General features: G+C 56.0%; 13 protein-coding genes. 6 read left to right on the forward strand and 7 right to left on the reverse strand.

Annotated elements, in window-relative coordinates; translation table 11 throughout:
- Positions 1-19: 19 nt before the first annotated feature.
- The 3 genes from pstA to MT343_RS19025 all read right to left on the reverse strand — a co-directional run bounded on the left by pstA (position 20) and on the right by MT343_RS19025 (position 3799).
- Positions 20-1300, reverse strand: coding sequence for a phosphate ABC transporter permease PstA (gene pstA / locus MT343_RS19015; protein WP_145467505.1), 1281 nt, complete (start codon positions 1298-1300; stop codon positions 20-22).
- Positions 1293-2666 (reverse strand): phosphate ABC transporter permease subunit PstC, encoded by a 1374-nt coding sequence (gene pstC, locus MT343_RS19020; protein WP_145467503.1) that lies wholly within the window; start codon positions 2664-2666, stop codon positions 1293-1295. Before pstC ends, pstA begins: the two co-directional genes overlap by 8 nt.
- Before the next feature lie 89 nt (positions 2667-2755).
- Complete coding sequence (locus tag MT343_RS19025; RefSeq protein WP_145467501.1) at positions 2756-3799, reverse strand: PstS family phosphate ABC transporter substrate-binding protein; 1044 nt, start codon at positions 3797-3799, stop codon at positions 2756-2758.
- Positions 3800-4032: 233 nt separating this feature from the next.
- On the opposite strand from MT343_RS19025, the gene MT343_RS19030 reads away from it, so the two are divergent.
- The 3 genes from MT343_RS19030 (at position 4033) to MT343_RS19040 (ending at position 6483) form a co-directional block, all read left to right on the forward strand.
- Positions 4033-4575, forward strand: coding sequence for a TRAP transporter small permease subunit (locus MT343_RS19030; RefSeq protein WP_145467499.1), 543 nt, complete (start codon positions 4033-4035; stop codon positions 4573-4575).
- Positions 4568-5944: a TRAP transporter large permease gene (locus tag MT343_RS19035; RefSeq protein WP_145467497.1), complete on the forward strand. Its 1377-nt coding sequence runs from the start codon at positions 4568-4570 to the stop codon at positions 5942-5944. Before MT343_RS19030 ends, MT343_RS19035 begins: the two co-directional genes overlap by 8 nt.
- Before the next feature lie 95 nt (positions 5945-6039).
- Complete coding sequence (locus MT343_RS19040; protein ID WP_145467496.1) at positions 6040-6483, forward strand: acyl-CoA thioesterase; 444 nt, start codon at positions 6040-6042, stop codon at positions 6481-6483.
- A 45-nt stretch (positions 6484-6528) separates the two neighbouring features.
- Here the strand turns inward: MT343_RS19040 and glmU are convergent, their stop codons facing one another.
- The 4 genes from glmU to MT343_RS19060 all read right to left on the reverse strand — a co-directional run bounded on the left by glmU (position 6529) and on the right by MT343_RS19060 (position 11102).
- Positions 6529-7893 (reverse strand): bifunctional UDP-N-acetylglucosamine diphosphorylase/glucosamine-1-phosphate N-acetyltransferase GlmU, encoded by a 1365-nt coding sequence (glmU, locus tag MT343_RS19045; RefSeq protein WP_145467494.1) that lies wholly within the window; start codon positions 7891-7893, stop codon positions 6529-6531.
- Positions 7894-7992: 99 nt separating this feature from the next.
- The gene (egtD, locus tag MT343_RS19050; protein WP_145467491.1) at positions 7993-8955 is read right to left on the reverse strand and encodes an L-histidine N(alpha)-methyltransferase; all 963 of its coding nucleotides are present in this window, start codon (positions 8953-8955) and stop codon (positions 7993-7995) included.
- A 46-nt stretch (positions 8956-9001) separates the two neighbouring features.
- Positions 9002-10162 carry an ergothioneine biosynthesis protein EgtB gene (gene egtB / locus MT343_RS19055; protein WP_145467489.1) on the reverse strand — a complete coding sequence of 387 codons (1161 nt, stop codon included), beginning with the start codon at positions 10160-10162 and terminating at the stop codon, positions 9002-9004.
- 109 nt (positions 10163-10271) lie between these two features.
- Positions 10272-11102, reverse strand: a complete 831-nt coding sequence (locus MT343_RS19060; protein ID WP_145467487.1) for a metal ABC transporter solute-binding protein, Zn/Mn family — start codon at positions 11100-11102, stop codon at positions 10272-10274.
- A gap of 61 nt (positions 11103-11163) precedes the next feature.
- On the opposite strand from MT343_RS19060, the gene MT343_RS19065 reads away from it, so the two are divergent.
- The 3 genes from MT343_RS19065 to znuB are packed head-to-tail and all read left to right on the forward strand — an operon-like array spanning position 11164 to position 13231.
- Positions 11164-11640, forward strand: coding sequence for a Fur family transcriptional regulator (locus MT343_RS19065; RefSeq protein WP_145467485.1), 477 nt, complete (start codon positions 11164-11166; stop codon positions 11638-11640).
- Positions 11637-12422 (forward strand): zinc ABC transporter ATP-binding protein ZnuC, encoded by a 786-nt coding sequence (gene znuC / locus MT343_RS19070; RefSeq protein WP_145467483.1) that lies wholly within the window; start codon positions 11637-11639, stop codon positions 12420-12422. Before MT343_RS19065 ends, znuC begins: the two co-directional genes overlap by 4 nt.
- Positions 12423-12424: 2 nt before the next feature.
- Complete coding sequence (znuB, locus tag MT343_RS19075; RefSeq protein ID WP_371736702.1) at positions 12425-13231, forward strand: zinc ABC transporter permease subunit ZnuB; 807 nt, start codon at positions 12425-12427, stop codon at positions 13229-13231.
- The last annotated feature ends 235 nt before the right edge of the window (positions 13232-13466 follow it).

A 13466-nucleotide genomic window follows, 5' to 3' on the forward strand; every position in this document is an offset into this window, starting at 1 on the left:
CGTTAATGTGTCAGACCACTTACCAGCGGCGTTCCAGACGACGGCGCAGCATCACCGCGGCGGTATTCATCGTTACCAGGAAGCCCAGCAGCACCATAATGGCACCGGACGTACGCTCCATAAAGGCACGCTCAGGACTGTCTGACCAAAGGAAAATCTGTACCGGCAATACGGTTGACGGGTCATTCACAAAACCCGGTACGTCGACCACAAAGGCCACCATACCAATCATCAGCAGCGGTGCCGTTTCACCCAATGCCTGAGCCATACCAATAATGGTACCGGTCAGCATGCCCGGTAATGCCAGCGGCAATACATGGTGAAAGACCACCTGCATTTTCGAAGCACCCAGACCAAAGGCCGCTTCGCGGATGGATGGTGGTACGGCTTTAATCGCTGCACGACCGGAAATAATAATGGTCGGCAAAGTCATCAGCGTCAGCACCAGACCACCGACCAGTGGGGTGGAACGTGCCACACCGAAAATATTAATAAAAATAGCCAGACCGAGCAGACCAAAAGTAATGGATGGCACTGCCGCAAGGTTATTGATATTAATTTCAACAAACTCGGTAATTTTGTTACGCGGAGCAAATTCTTCCAGATAAATAGCCGCCGCCACACCAATCGGGAACGACAGCAGGAAGGTAACCAGCAAGGTCAGGAAGGTACCGGTAATAGCACCACGGATACCGGCCAGTTCAGGTTCGCGCGAATCACCATTCACAAAAAACAGTTTATTAAACTGCGTGCTCAGAATGCCCTGTTCAATCCACTGTTCCAGCCATTTAACCTGAGTTTCGCTCATGCGGTTATGATGTGATTCGGTACCGCGGTCATGCTTAAACCACTGATCGACATCGTCATCGGCAATCAGGCTGATGCTCAGTTTTTTACCCAATAGTGATGGGTCAGCCATCACCGCTTCCTGCAACTGCCAGGCAGCACCGGCGCTGATCATGCTGTACAGCTGGCGGCGCTCACCGCGCCCCTGTGGCTGCACCATTTCTTTGAAGTGCTGTTTAATCAGACCTTCAAAATCGGCGTTGCGGATTTCCTGATCGTCGGCCTTTTTATTAATCCCCAGATAATCTGCATCGATCATAATTTCGGTGTTAATCACCGTCTGACGAAATGCAGAAGCTCCTTTATTAATAATGTCGCCGAACAGGCCGACCAGGCAGAGCAGACCAAACAACACCGATGCCATGCCATAAACACGGAAACGCTTTTCCGCAGCACGGCGGCGCACCATGCTTTTTTCAACTTTTTCGCGGGTACTCATAGAGGTATTAGTCATATTGTTCCCGATATTTCTGTACGACTTTCAGGGCGACAAAATTGAGCGCCAGCGTCACCAGGAACAGCACCAGTCCCAGCGCAAAGGCAGCCAATGTTTTCGGTGAATCGAATTCCTGGTCACCCACCAGCAGGGTTACGATCTGTACGGTTACTGTGGTCACCGAATCCAGCGGGTTGGCCGTCAGATTCGCAGCCAGACCGGCCGCCATAGCAACGATCATGGTCTCACCAATGGCACGCGATACCGCCAGCATAATGGCACCAACAATACCGGGCAGAGCTGCCGGAATAACCACTTCTTTAACGGTTTCGCTCTTGGTGGCGCCCAGACCGTAACTGCCATCGCGCAGCGATTGCGGCACGGCGTTGATCACGTCATCCGACAACGATGAAACGAACGGAATAATCATAATCCCCATCACCAGACCGGCGGCCAGCGCACTTTCCGACGATACCGTCAGCCCCATCGACTCACCCAGCTCACGGATCACCGGAGCCACCGTTAACGCAGCAAAGAAGCCGTACACAACGGTAGGAATACCGGCCAGAATTTCCAGCGCCGGTTTGGCGTACTGGCGGATAGTCGGCGTGGCGTACTCAGATAAATAAATCGCCGCCATCAGACCAACAGGCACCGCGATAAACATCGCGATTAAAGAAATAAGTAAGGTACCGGCAAACAGTGGTACCGCACCAAAACTGCCGGACGAACCGGATTGGTCGGCACGCAGAGCCACCTGAGGAGACCAGGTGGTGCCAAACAAAAATTCAAACGGGCTGACTTTACCGAAGAACTGCCAGGCCTCGTACAGCACAGAGGCCAGAATACCGAGCGTGGTCAGTACCGCCACACCGGAGCTGGCAAACAGCAGACGGCGGACAATGCTTTCAACCTCGGTACGGGCGCGCATATCAGCTTTAATGCGGCGCCAGGTTAACGCAATACCCAACAGCGCCAGCGACAACACCATGCCACTGTGCAGGATCAGTGTGCGTTCCTGCAGATCAATCAGATGACGCACCGCCGGCTCAAGCTCAGGTGCTGCACTGATACCTGATCCAATAGCCAGGTTATGCACTTTGCTGATGGCCAGCTGAATATCCGACGAGCTGCCCTGCTGAATGGCTTCCGGCAGCTGGGCGATCAGCAGATGATCAATGACCGGCGCTTCGGCCAGCCCCCAGATTAGCAGTAATAACAGTGGCGGCAGGCCCGTCCACAGGGCCATCAACGCACCGTAGTGAGTTGGCAGTGAATGCAGGCGCATGCCTTGGCTGGCAATTGCCCGGGCCCGGTTCCGTCCCAGCAGATAAGCTCCGCCGAGAAGAATCAGAACCGCAATGATCAAGCTACTGTAATTCATGGGTCATTGATCTTTAAGTGGTTGTGACATGCAAAAGCCGAGGCGATTGCCTCGGCTTTTACCGCGGGTCTTCAGACCGCGCTCGCTGCTTACTTAGCGGCCAGCGGTGTCAGATTTTTCACAGTTTTCAGTACGCGGACACGTTCTTCATCCGTCATCGGGATCATGCCCTTATCTGCCAGGTAACCGTCTTCACCCATCGCACGCTCAGAGGTGAATTCAGCCAGATATTCTTCAATACCAGGGATTACGCCAACGTGTGCCTTCTTAACATAGAAGAACAGAGAGCGGCTGACCGGGTAAGAACCATCGGAGATCGCGTCAAAGGTCGGCAGTTTACCGTCAACAGTTGAACCCTGCACTTTATCCTCGTTCTGCTCCAGGAAGCTGAAGCCGAAGATACCGAATGCGTCCGGGTTAGCGACCAGTTTCTGTACGATCAGGTTATCGTTTTCACCGGCTTCAACATAAGCGCCGTCTTCACGCAGACCATGACATACCGCTTTGTATTTGTTCTTGTCGCTGTCTTTCATCGCTTTGATGAATGGGAAAGCCTTACAACCACCTTCCATAGCCAGCTCTACGAAGGCATCACGGGTACCGGATGTTGGTGGTGGTCCCAGAACTTCGATTTTCTTCGCTGGCAGAGCAGGGTTTACGTCTTTCCAGGTTTTGTACGGGTTTTCGACCAGTGTGTCGGAACCGTCTTTAGCCGGAACCATTTTTGCCAGCGCCAGGAAGATATCCTTACGGGTCAGTTCCATATGTGGAGCCGCTGCTGTGTTGGCAAATACGATACCGTCATAGCCAACCATCACTTCAACGATCTCAGTTACACCATTTTTGGCGCACAGTTCGATTTCAGAAGATTTGATCGCACGGGAAGAGTTGGTGATATCCGGTGTCGCATCACCCACACCAGAACAGAACAGCTTCAGGCCGCCACCGGAACCGGTAGATTCAACTTTCGGAGTACGGAAGTTTGTTGCTTTGCCGAAACGCTCAGCCACAACGGTAGAGAACGGGTAAACAGTGGAGGAACCCACAATGCTGATGTAATCACGTTCAGCGTGAGCCGTAACACTTACGACAGAGGCCAGCAGTGCGGCGCCGGCTAACAGAGCTTTTTTCATCTTTGCTTCCTTTTGTATTCCGGTTGTTACCAATCCAGGAACAGCGTTGGCTATTGGATGAACGTGATTATTGGAGCGCAATGTTACAGAAATATGACAGGCAGGCAATTTATTACAACGCCATGACAGTTGTGTGACACAGGAATCGGGCTGCAAGCCGCATATTCTGTGGGTATAATGCGCCGCCCGGGTCATCTCGACCCGTGTTCCGCCGCCAATAATAAGAGCCCCTGATGACTCAAATTTTGCTGAATTCCCTGTTGCAGCTGAACCGGTTAACCCGGCTTATCGGCGAATCCGTACGCTGGCTGTCGCTACTGATGGTTATCTTTTCCTGTCTGGTGGTGGTTCTGCGCTACAGCTTCAGCATTCCGTCTATAGCCCTGCAGGAAGCGGTGATGTATCTGCATGCATCGCTGTTTATGCTCGGTGCCGCCTATACCTGGCAGCAGGGCGGCCATGTGCGGGTGGACGTGTTTTACCGCAACTGGAGCGCACAGCGTCAGGCCTGGGTCGACCGCCTTGGCATTGTGTTGCTGGTGCTGCCGGTCTGTCTGTTTATGCTCTGGGTCAGCTGGGATTACGTGGCCAACGCCTGGGCTATTGGCGAGAAGTCACCTGAAGCCGGTGGCCTGCCCTTTGTTTACCTGCTCAAGAGCCTGATTGTTGCCCTGCCGCTGCTGATTATTCTGCAGGCTCTGGCGGAGCTGGCCAACACCTTCGTGCCGCACACCGATGCACATGAAAGCGCGGAGGTGGAAAAACACTATGGCTGAGTTAATGCCGCTGCTGTTATTCGCGCTGGTCTGTATCGTGCTGATGTGTGGCTTCCCCGTTGCCTTTACCCTGGCCGGCACCTCTCTGCTGTTTGCCGGCATTGGTGTATTAACCGGTACGCTGGATGAGGCCTTTCTGCACGCGCTGCCGAACCGTATGTTCGGCATTCTCAGCAACCAGATTCTGATCGCCGTGCCGCTGTTTGTGTTTATGGGCGTGATGCTGGAGAAATCACGTATCGCCGAACGTCTGCTGCGCAATATGGGCCTGTTGTTCGGCCCGGTACGCGGCGGCCTGGGATTCTCGGTGGTGATTGTTGGCATGCTGATGGCGGCCAGCACTGGCATTATCGGTGCCACCGTAGTGACCATGGGCCTGATCTCACTGCCGACCATGTTGCGTCAGGGCTACAGCCCGGCACTGGCAACCGGCAACATCTGCGCCACCGGCACCCTCGGGCAGATTATTCCGCCGTCCACCGCGCTGATCATTCTGGGCGATGTGCTGTCCAGCTCATACCAGCAGGCACAGCTGAAAATGGGGATTTTCAGCCCGGAAACCATTTCTGTAGCCGATCTGTTTGTTGGTGCGCTGATTCCCGGACTGATGCTGGTTGCCGCTTACCTGCTGTATATCGGCCTGGTGGCTCTGTTCCAGCCACAGGCCGCACCGGCCGTGAGTGACCGGCCGCCGCTGAATAGCGCTTTTGTGCTCGAATTACTCAAGGGCCTGCTGCCACCATTAGCACTGATCATCGCTGTGCTCGGCTCGATTCTGACCGGTATTGCCACGCCTACCGAAGCCGCCGGTATCGGTGCCGGTGGCGCCCTGCTGCTGGCCATTGCCTACCGCGAGTTTGATATTGCGCGCTTAAAAGAAGTGATGGATGCCACCCTGCAGGTGACCAGCATGGTGTTCCTGATCTTTATTGGCGCTGCACTGTTCTCGCTGGTATTCCGTGGTTTTGGTGGCGAAGAGCTGGTGCATTCGGCCTTTACCAGCCTGCCCGGCGGCGTGTTCAGTGCCATGCTGATTGTGATGCTGGTGATCTTCCTGCTCGGCTTTATTCTTGACTTTATCGAGATCACCTTTGTCGTGGTGCCTATTGTTGCACCGGTACTGCTGATGATGGGGGTCGATCCGGTCTGGCTGGGCATTATGATTGCCATTAACCTGCAGACCTCATTCCTCACACCACCCTTTGGTTTCGCCCTGTTTTATCTGCGCGGTGTGGCCCCCAAAGAAATCGCCACACGCACTATCTATCGCGGTGTAATGCCTTTTATTGCCATCCAGCTGTTGATTCTGCTGTTGCTGGCAATCTTCCCGCAATTGGCCACTTGGTTGCCGGAACAGCTCTATGGCTGATCCGGCCTGCCGCTAAAGTCGTATTGGCAGCGGATGTGCTGGAGGCAGAAAACCAGTACACTCCGCACAAAATAATTCCAACCAGGTAGAACCCCATGGACCCGAAAGAGGACGCCGTCGATCATCCACGCGGAGATTCCCTCGAAGAAGCACGCGAAGATTGTGAGCCAACCCCGGAAGGCGAGCTGACCCTGCGCCTGATTCCAACCCGCAGTGAAACCAATGTGCACGGCGATATCAGTGGTGGCTGGGTAGTCGCGCAGATGGACCACGCCGCGGAAAGTGTTGCCAGCCGTTTGGCTCAGGGCCGCATTGCCAATGTGGCACTGGAATCGGTGGTATTTATGTCGCCCATCCGCGTGGGTGCAGCCGTATGCTTCTACACACGTTTGCTGGATATCGGCACCTCATCCATCCGCATCGCTATCGAGGTGTGGACGCAAAACCCGAACGAAGTTGAGCGCCGTAAAGTCGTTGATGCTGTGTTTGTGTATGTTGCGATCGACGAAACCGGGCGTATCCGCCGCGTTCCGCGCTGAGAAAAGCTGAAAGAGCAGGAGCCGGACGGCTCCTGCGGGCGGTATTTACTGCTTAACCGGCCGCGCCCAGCCCGTCACGTTGCGCTGTTTACCCCGTGCCACGGCCAGTTCGCCCTCAGCCACTTCTTTGGTGATCACCGAACCGGCGGCGACCGTTGCGCCTGCGCCAATTTTTGCCGGTGCCACCAGCGACGAGTTGGAACCGATAAAGGCATTGTCGCCGATTTCGGTTTTAAACTTGTTTACGCCGTCGTAATTGCAGGTGATGGTGCCCGCGCCAACGTTCACATCTTTACCAATCTCAGCATCACCGATGTAGGTCAGGTGGTTCACCTTGGAACCTTCGCCAATCACCGATTTTTTCACTTCACAGAAGTTACCGACCTTGGCGCCGTTATGCAGCTCGGCGCCCGGACGCAGACGGGCATAAGGGCCGACATGGCAGTCAGCAGCCAGCAGCGCCTGATCGATCATGGAATAACATTCAATCTCGCTGCCCTGACCGATGCGGCTGTTTTTGATCACACAGTACGGGCCGATCTGTACGCCGTCTTCCAGTACCACATCACCTTCAAACACACAGCCAACATCAATTACCACATCCGCACCCACGGTCAGGGTACCGCGTACGTCGATGCGCGCCGGATCGGCCAGCGACACACCATAACGCAACAGCTGATCCGCCTGCTGGCGCTGATAAACACGTTCCAGACCGGCCAGTTGCAGGCGGTCGTTCACACCCTGCACTTCGTATTCGTCCTGCGGGTGAATCGCCCGCACCGCCACGCCCTGCTCAACCGCCATGGCAATCACATCGGTCAGGTAATACTCACCCTGAGCATTATTGGCGGACAGCTTTGGCAACCACTCATTCAGCAACGCGGCTGAGACTGCCAGAATGCCGGTGTTCACCTCACGGATTTTACGCTGCAGATCGCTGGCATCTTTGTGTTCAACAATGGAGAGAATATTGCCGGCATCGTCACGCACAATACGGCCATAACCGGTCGGGTCTGCCAGCTCAACGGTGAGCAGGGCCAGAGCATGGCCGTCGTGGGTTTCGTCGAGCAGTTTCTGCAGGGTTTCTGTGCGGATTAGTGGCACATCGCCGTACAGCACCAGCACGGTCGCTGCCGGATCAACCTCAGGCATCGCCATCGCCACGGCATGGCCGGTACCTTTCTGCTCACTTTGCAGCGCCCAGGTCACCGGAAAATCCGTGATCTGTTCTTTTACCGCGTCAGCCCCGTGTCCGATCACCACATGCTGCTTCGCCTGTGGCAGCGCCGCAGCACTGTTGAGTACATGCGCCAGCATCGGCTTGCCAGCCAGACGATGCAGTACCTTTGGCAGGTCCGATTTCATACGCGAGCCTTTGCCCGCAGCCAGAGTAACGACGGCCAGTGTCATAACAGCAATATCCACAGAAAATAGTGGCGGCTATTCTAACGGGCCTGCGCTACCTGTCCAGCTACAGTGCGGCGGACAGGCACCCGCTTTGCTGTGCATTTACACGCCCTGCAGCAACACCAGAGCAAAGTAATTTTGCCCATCAGTCCATATCTGGCGGGTTTCAAATCCGGCACTGCGGGCCATGCTTTGCAGCGCATCGGGGCGGTATTTGCAGGAATTTTCGGTGTGAATACTTTCGCCTTTACGCAGTGCTATCTGCTGACCGGCAACATTAATCATCTGATCAACCTCACTGATCAGGTGCATTTCGATGCGCGACTGTTCAGCGTTATAACGCGCTTCATGGCGGAAACGCTGTTCATCAAATCCGGCACTTAAGGTCTGGTTCAGGTGACGCAGAATGTTTTTATTAAAGGCGGCGGTTACGCCCTGCTGATCGTTATAGGCGGCCTCCAGCACGGTACGGTCTTTTACCAGATCAATACCCAGCAAAAAGTAACTGCCTCGCCCCAGTGTCTGGCGTACGCGCTGTAAAAACTGCCGGGCTTCCGGCGGCGTGAAATTCCCCAGACTGGAGCCGGGAAAAAATCCCAGTTTGCGTTCCGCCTGCTCAATCTGGCGCGGCAGGCTGAGCGGCTGGCTGTAATCCACACAGGCTGCATAAATGCTCAGCCAGTCGTAGTCGTCCAGCAGACGCTGCGCGGCGGCCAGTAAAAACCCGCGGCTGATATCCATCGGCACGTAGCAATCCGGGCGCAGCGCTTCGAGCAGCAGGCGGATTTTAAGACTGGCCCCGGCACCATATTCCAGCAGTACACTGCCGGCCCCGACGATACGTGCGATCTCATCACTATGCTGACGCAGCAGGCCAATTTCGGTACGGGTCAGATAGTATTCCGGCAATGCAGTAATCGCCTCGAACAGCTGTGAACCGCGTTCGTCGTAAAACAGCTTGGCCGGCAGCGTCTTCTGCCGTTGCGCCAATCCTTTCAGAACTTCTTCGCGCAGATCCAGCGGTGCAGGCAGATGATCAAAAACCTGCAGAGCCTGTCGTTTCATACCTTATCTCCCGTTAATTGCGGTGAGTGTTCCGGATTGATCAGGGTTAGTGAGTGTCGCGGGCCAGACGCAGGCCGGTGAACTGCCAGCGTTCGTGGGGGTAGAAAAAATTGCGGTAAGTAATACGGCTGTGACCTTCGGGTGTGGCGCAGGAGCTGCCGCGCAATACCATCTGATTGCACATAAATTTGCCGTTGTATTCGCCCACTGCGCCAGCAGCAGGACGGTACCCCGGATAAGCCTGATAAGAGCTGGCGGTCCACTGCCAGCGGCAACCAAACAGCTGCTGCAACTGTTGCGGATATAACCGTGCGGCGCTCTCCCATTCCGCTTCGGTCGGCAGGCGTGCACCGGCCCAGCGGGCGTAGGCATCGGCTTCGTAAAAACTGATATGGCAAAGTGGCGCATGCGGGTCGAGCGGCTGGCGGCCGGCCAGGCCGTAGGTACTCCATTCATTATTGTGCCGGCGCCAGTACAGCGGCTGCCGCTCCTGTGGCGGCAGACTGCTGATCCAGCTCCAGCCATCGGCCAGCCACCATTGCGGCTGCTGATAACCGCCCTGTTCAATAAACTGCAGGCATTCCGCATTGGTGACTAAGCGGCTGGCGATTTCTCCGCCCTGCAGCCACTGGCGGTGACGCGGGGTTTCGTTATCAAAGGCAAAGGCCGGGCCGCTGTGACCGACCTCGGTAACGCCTTCTGTCAGTGACTGCCAGTTCGGCGCTGTCTGTTCTGCAGAGTGCTGTGTGGCCTGCCGATACACAGGTTCCAGCGGATTCTTTGCCCAGCAATACAGCAGGTCGGTGAGCATCAGCTCCTGATGCTGCTGTTCATGATTCAGCCCAAGTTCAATCAGTGGCTGCAGGCGGGCGTCATTCAGCAAGGGCTGCATGGCCTGATCAATATGAGCGCGATAGGCCAGCACCTCATCCAGCGTGGGGCGGGATAACAGACCGCGCTGCGCGCGCGGATAAGGCTGGCCAATGCCGTTGTAATAGCTGTTAAACAGATGGCCGAACAGGGGGTGAAATTCCTGATAATCAGGGCGGTGGGGTTTAAGCAGAAAGGTTTCGAAGAACCAGCTGGTGTGGGCCAGATGCCACTTCAGCGGACTGGTGAATTCAGCGGCCTGCAACTCGTGGTCGGCGGTATTCAGCGGCTGGCACAGAGCGAGTGTCTGTGTCCGGACCTGCTGGTAAAGCTCCATTTACTTTCCTCCATGACGCGCACTGGTCAGACCTTAACCTGACCGAAAGCGCCCGCCATGGCAAGTCCGCATCATGGATTGGCCTGATCAGGACACAGGCCGGTCTGGATCAATCCGGACTTAAACAGGTGGCAAAACGCTGGGCCAGATCCTGGATAAAGTCAGGGTAGCCACTCTTTGTCACAGAAATATGACTGGCCACCGGGTCCAGCTCGCCCTGTTTAACATCCAGACCACGTACCACTGACTGCACCAGCGCCGGTGAGAATTCCGGCTCACTGAACACGCACACCACTTCGCCGGAGGTCAGCTGGTCGCGCATGCGTTGCAGGGTTTTCATACCAGGCTTCTGCTCCGGTGACAGGGTAAAGGCACCAACCTGATTGAGCTGCATGGCCTGCACCCAGTGATCATAGGCACGGTGAAAAACAAAGAAACCACGACTGCGCAACGGCGCCAGTAACTGCTCGGCGCGCTGTAAAGCAGCATCAACATCCGCTGCGAAGTTACCGGCAGGCAGCTCCAGCGCACCGGCCAGCTGCTGCTGGGCGCGTACCATCATGGCCGGCGAAAACCACCAGTGACCATCGTTCGGCTGGCCTTCTTCACGCAGTTTTGCAACATCAATCCAGATTTTGTCCGGCCAGCGGCGGGCAAAACCACTGAGATAAGGCTCAGCATCGGCGCCGGCCCAGATAATGACATCGGCACTCTGGATAACATCAATATCGGATGGGCGCAGGGAAAAGTCGTGTGGCGTCATCCCCGGTGGCAGCAATACGCTGAGTTGTTCAGCTTCCACCAGAGAGGCGGCCATCAGCGCCAGCGGATGAACACTGGCCAACACTTTGTATGGCGGTTCATGGCTGATAGGGGCAGCCTGACCGCTCAGACTGAGACTCAGCAACAGTGAAATCAGCAGCAGCGGCAAATTCTTCATTGTATCGGGGCGTTCCTGTCGTAGAATTGCAACATTATAACCTAATCTCCGAGGCGCGACGATGGCTCAAAACGTCTATAAAGCCCATGACCACCACGCCTGCATCGACAGTGCCGTTTCCCGCGCCCGCACGCTGTGCGAAGAACAGGGCGCACGCCTGACCCCGGTACGCCAGCGTGTGCTGGAACTGGTCTGGGCCAACCACAAACCGGTTGGCGCTTACGATCTGCTGCCGAAACTGGCGGAAGAAGGTTTTAACTCCGCCCCACCGACCGTTTACCGCGCCCTCGATTTTCTGCTCGATCTGGGTCTGGTACACCGCATCAGCTCCCTGAATGCCTTTATTGGCTGCACCCATCCGGGCGAAGCACATCCCAGCTGCTTTTTTGTCTGCCGCGAATGTGGTGAAGCGCAGGAGCTGGATGCCGAGCAGGTGAATAAAATCGCCCGTCAGGCCGAACAGATGCTGGGAGTGAAAGTCGAGCAGCAAATGACCGAACTGATGGGCCTGTGCCCAAGATGCCAGGATGCCGTATGAGCAGCGCCAGTGCCGCAACGATTCTCAGCGCCAGCCAGCTGCAGCTGGTACGCCAGCATAAAACCGTGCTCAACGATATCAGTCTTAACCTTAAAGCCGGCCAGATCATTACCCTGATCGGCCCTAACGGCTGCGGCAAGTCGACGCTGATTAAAGTGCTGCTGGGGTTGGAAACAGCCGATTCCGGCAAGGTCACACGCCGTCCCGGACTGCGTATCGGCTATATGCCGCAGCGCCTGAGCCTTGATCAGCGCATGCCGTTAACCGTCACCGGCTTTCTGCAACTGGCGCGCGGAGCCAGCAACGAGCGCATCCATTACTGGCTGGAACGGCTGGCAATCAGCGCTCTCGCTAGGCAATCGGTACACGACCTGTCCGGCGGCGAATGGCAGCGGGTCTTACTGGCCCGCGCGCTGCTGATCAAACCCGATCTGCTGGTACTCGACGAGCCGGTGCAGGGGGTTGATGTACAGGGCCAGCTGGAGCTGTACAGCCTGATACCGCAACTGCGGGATGAACTCGGTTGTGCGGTACTGATGGTGTCCCACGACCTGCATCTGGTCATGGCCGCCACCGACGAAGTGATCTGCCTGAATGGCCATGTCTGCTGTTCCGGACATCCGGATACGGTTTCTATTGATCCGGCGTATATCCGCTTATTCGGCGCACGCCCACAGGGACAACAACAGGTCCCCATCGCTCATTACACCCATCATCACGATCATCAGCACTGCGCCGACGGCCATGTTGAGCACCACGCACCCGGCAAGGAGATTCTGTGAATCTGTTCGATTACTGGTGGCTGATGCCATTAATGGCGGGGGTTCTGCTGGCTCTGGTGGCCGGACCGCTGGGCAGCTTTGTGGTGTGGCGGCGCATGGCTTTTTTTGGCGACACCCTGGCCCACGGCGCTCTGCTGGGCATTACCTTTGGCGTGCTTACCGATATCAACCTGACGCTGGCTCTGGTGCTCGGCTCGGTACTGCTGGCGCTGCTGTTACTGCCGCTGCAGAACCGCTCGCGCTTATCGTCCGATACCCTGCTGGGCATTGTCTCGCACAGTACGCTGGCGATTGGTCTGGTGACACTGAGTCTGGCCCAGGGCATCCGCGTCGATCTGATGGGTTATCTGTTTGGTGATCTGCTGGCGGTAGAACGTATCGATGTGCTCTGGATTCTGCTGGCGGCCATTCTCATTGCTGTGCTGCTGTTCTGGCAGTGGCGCGCCTTGCTTGCCATTACCGTCAGCCAGGAACTGGCTGCGATCGATGGCCACCCGGTGCAACGTCTGAACCTGATGCTGATTCTGCTGCTGGCGTTACTGGTTGCTCTGGCCATGAAGGTGGTGGGGATTTTACTGGTCAGCGCCCTGCTGATTATTCCGCCGGCCGCAGCGCGCAGTCTGGCGCGCACACCGGAGCAGATGGTCTTTCTGGCCAGCGCAACCGGCGTTATCTCAGTGCTGTTAGGATTGTGGGCATCGTTCCGTTTCGACACCCCGGCCGGTCCCAGCGTGGTGGTTGCGGCTACCGCCCTGTTTGCATTCAGTCTGGTGCTGCAAAGTCTGCGTGACGCCAGACGCCCTGCCTGACCGCAGCACCAAACATAAACCAAACATAAATAACGGACAAAAAAAGACCCGGTCGCCATTGGGGGCAAACGACCGGGTCAACTTCGGATCATTGGGGAAGTACCGAAGAAAAAGAACTACCTGAAAAAGCATCCAGAGAGAAGTCATGCGTCTGGTCATCAATTCCCGAAGGAATGATTAAACTATAGCCACGGATTCGTAATTTGCTGGCTGCAGAGACGCATTTCAGTTGTAT

The organism is Venatorbacter sp. C2-1 (assembly GCF_022832715.1).
GTDB lineage: Bacteria > Pseudomonadota > Gammaproteobacteria > Pseudomonadales > Oceanobacteraceae > Venatoribacter > Venatoribacter alkanivorans.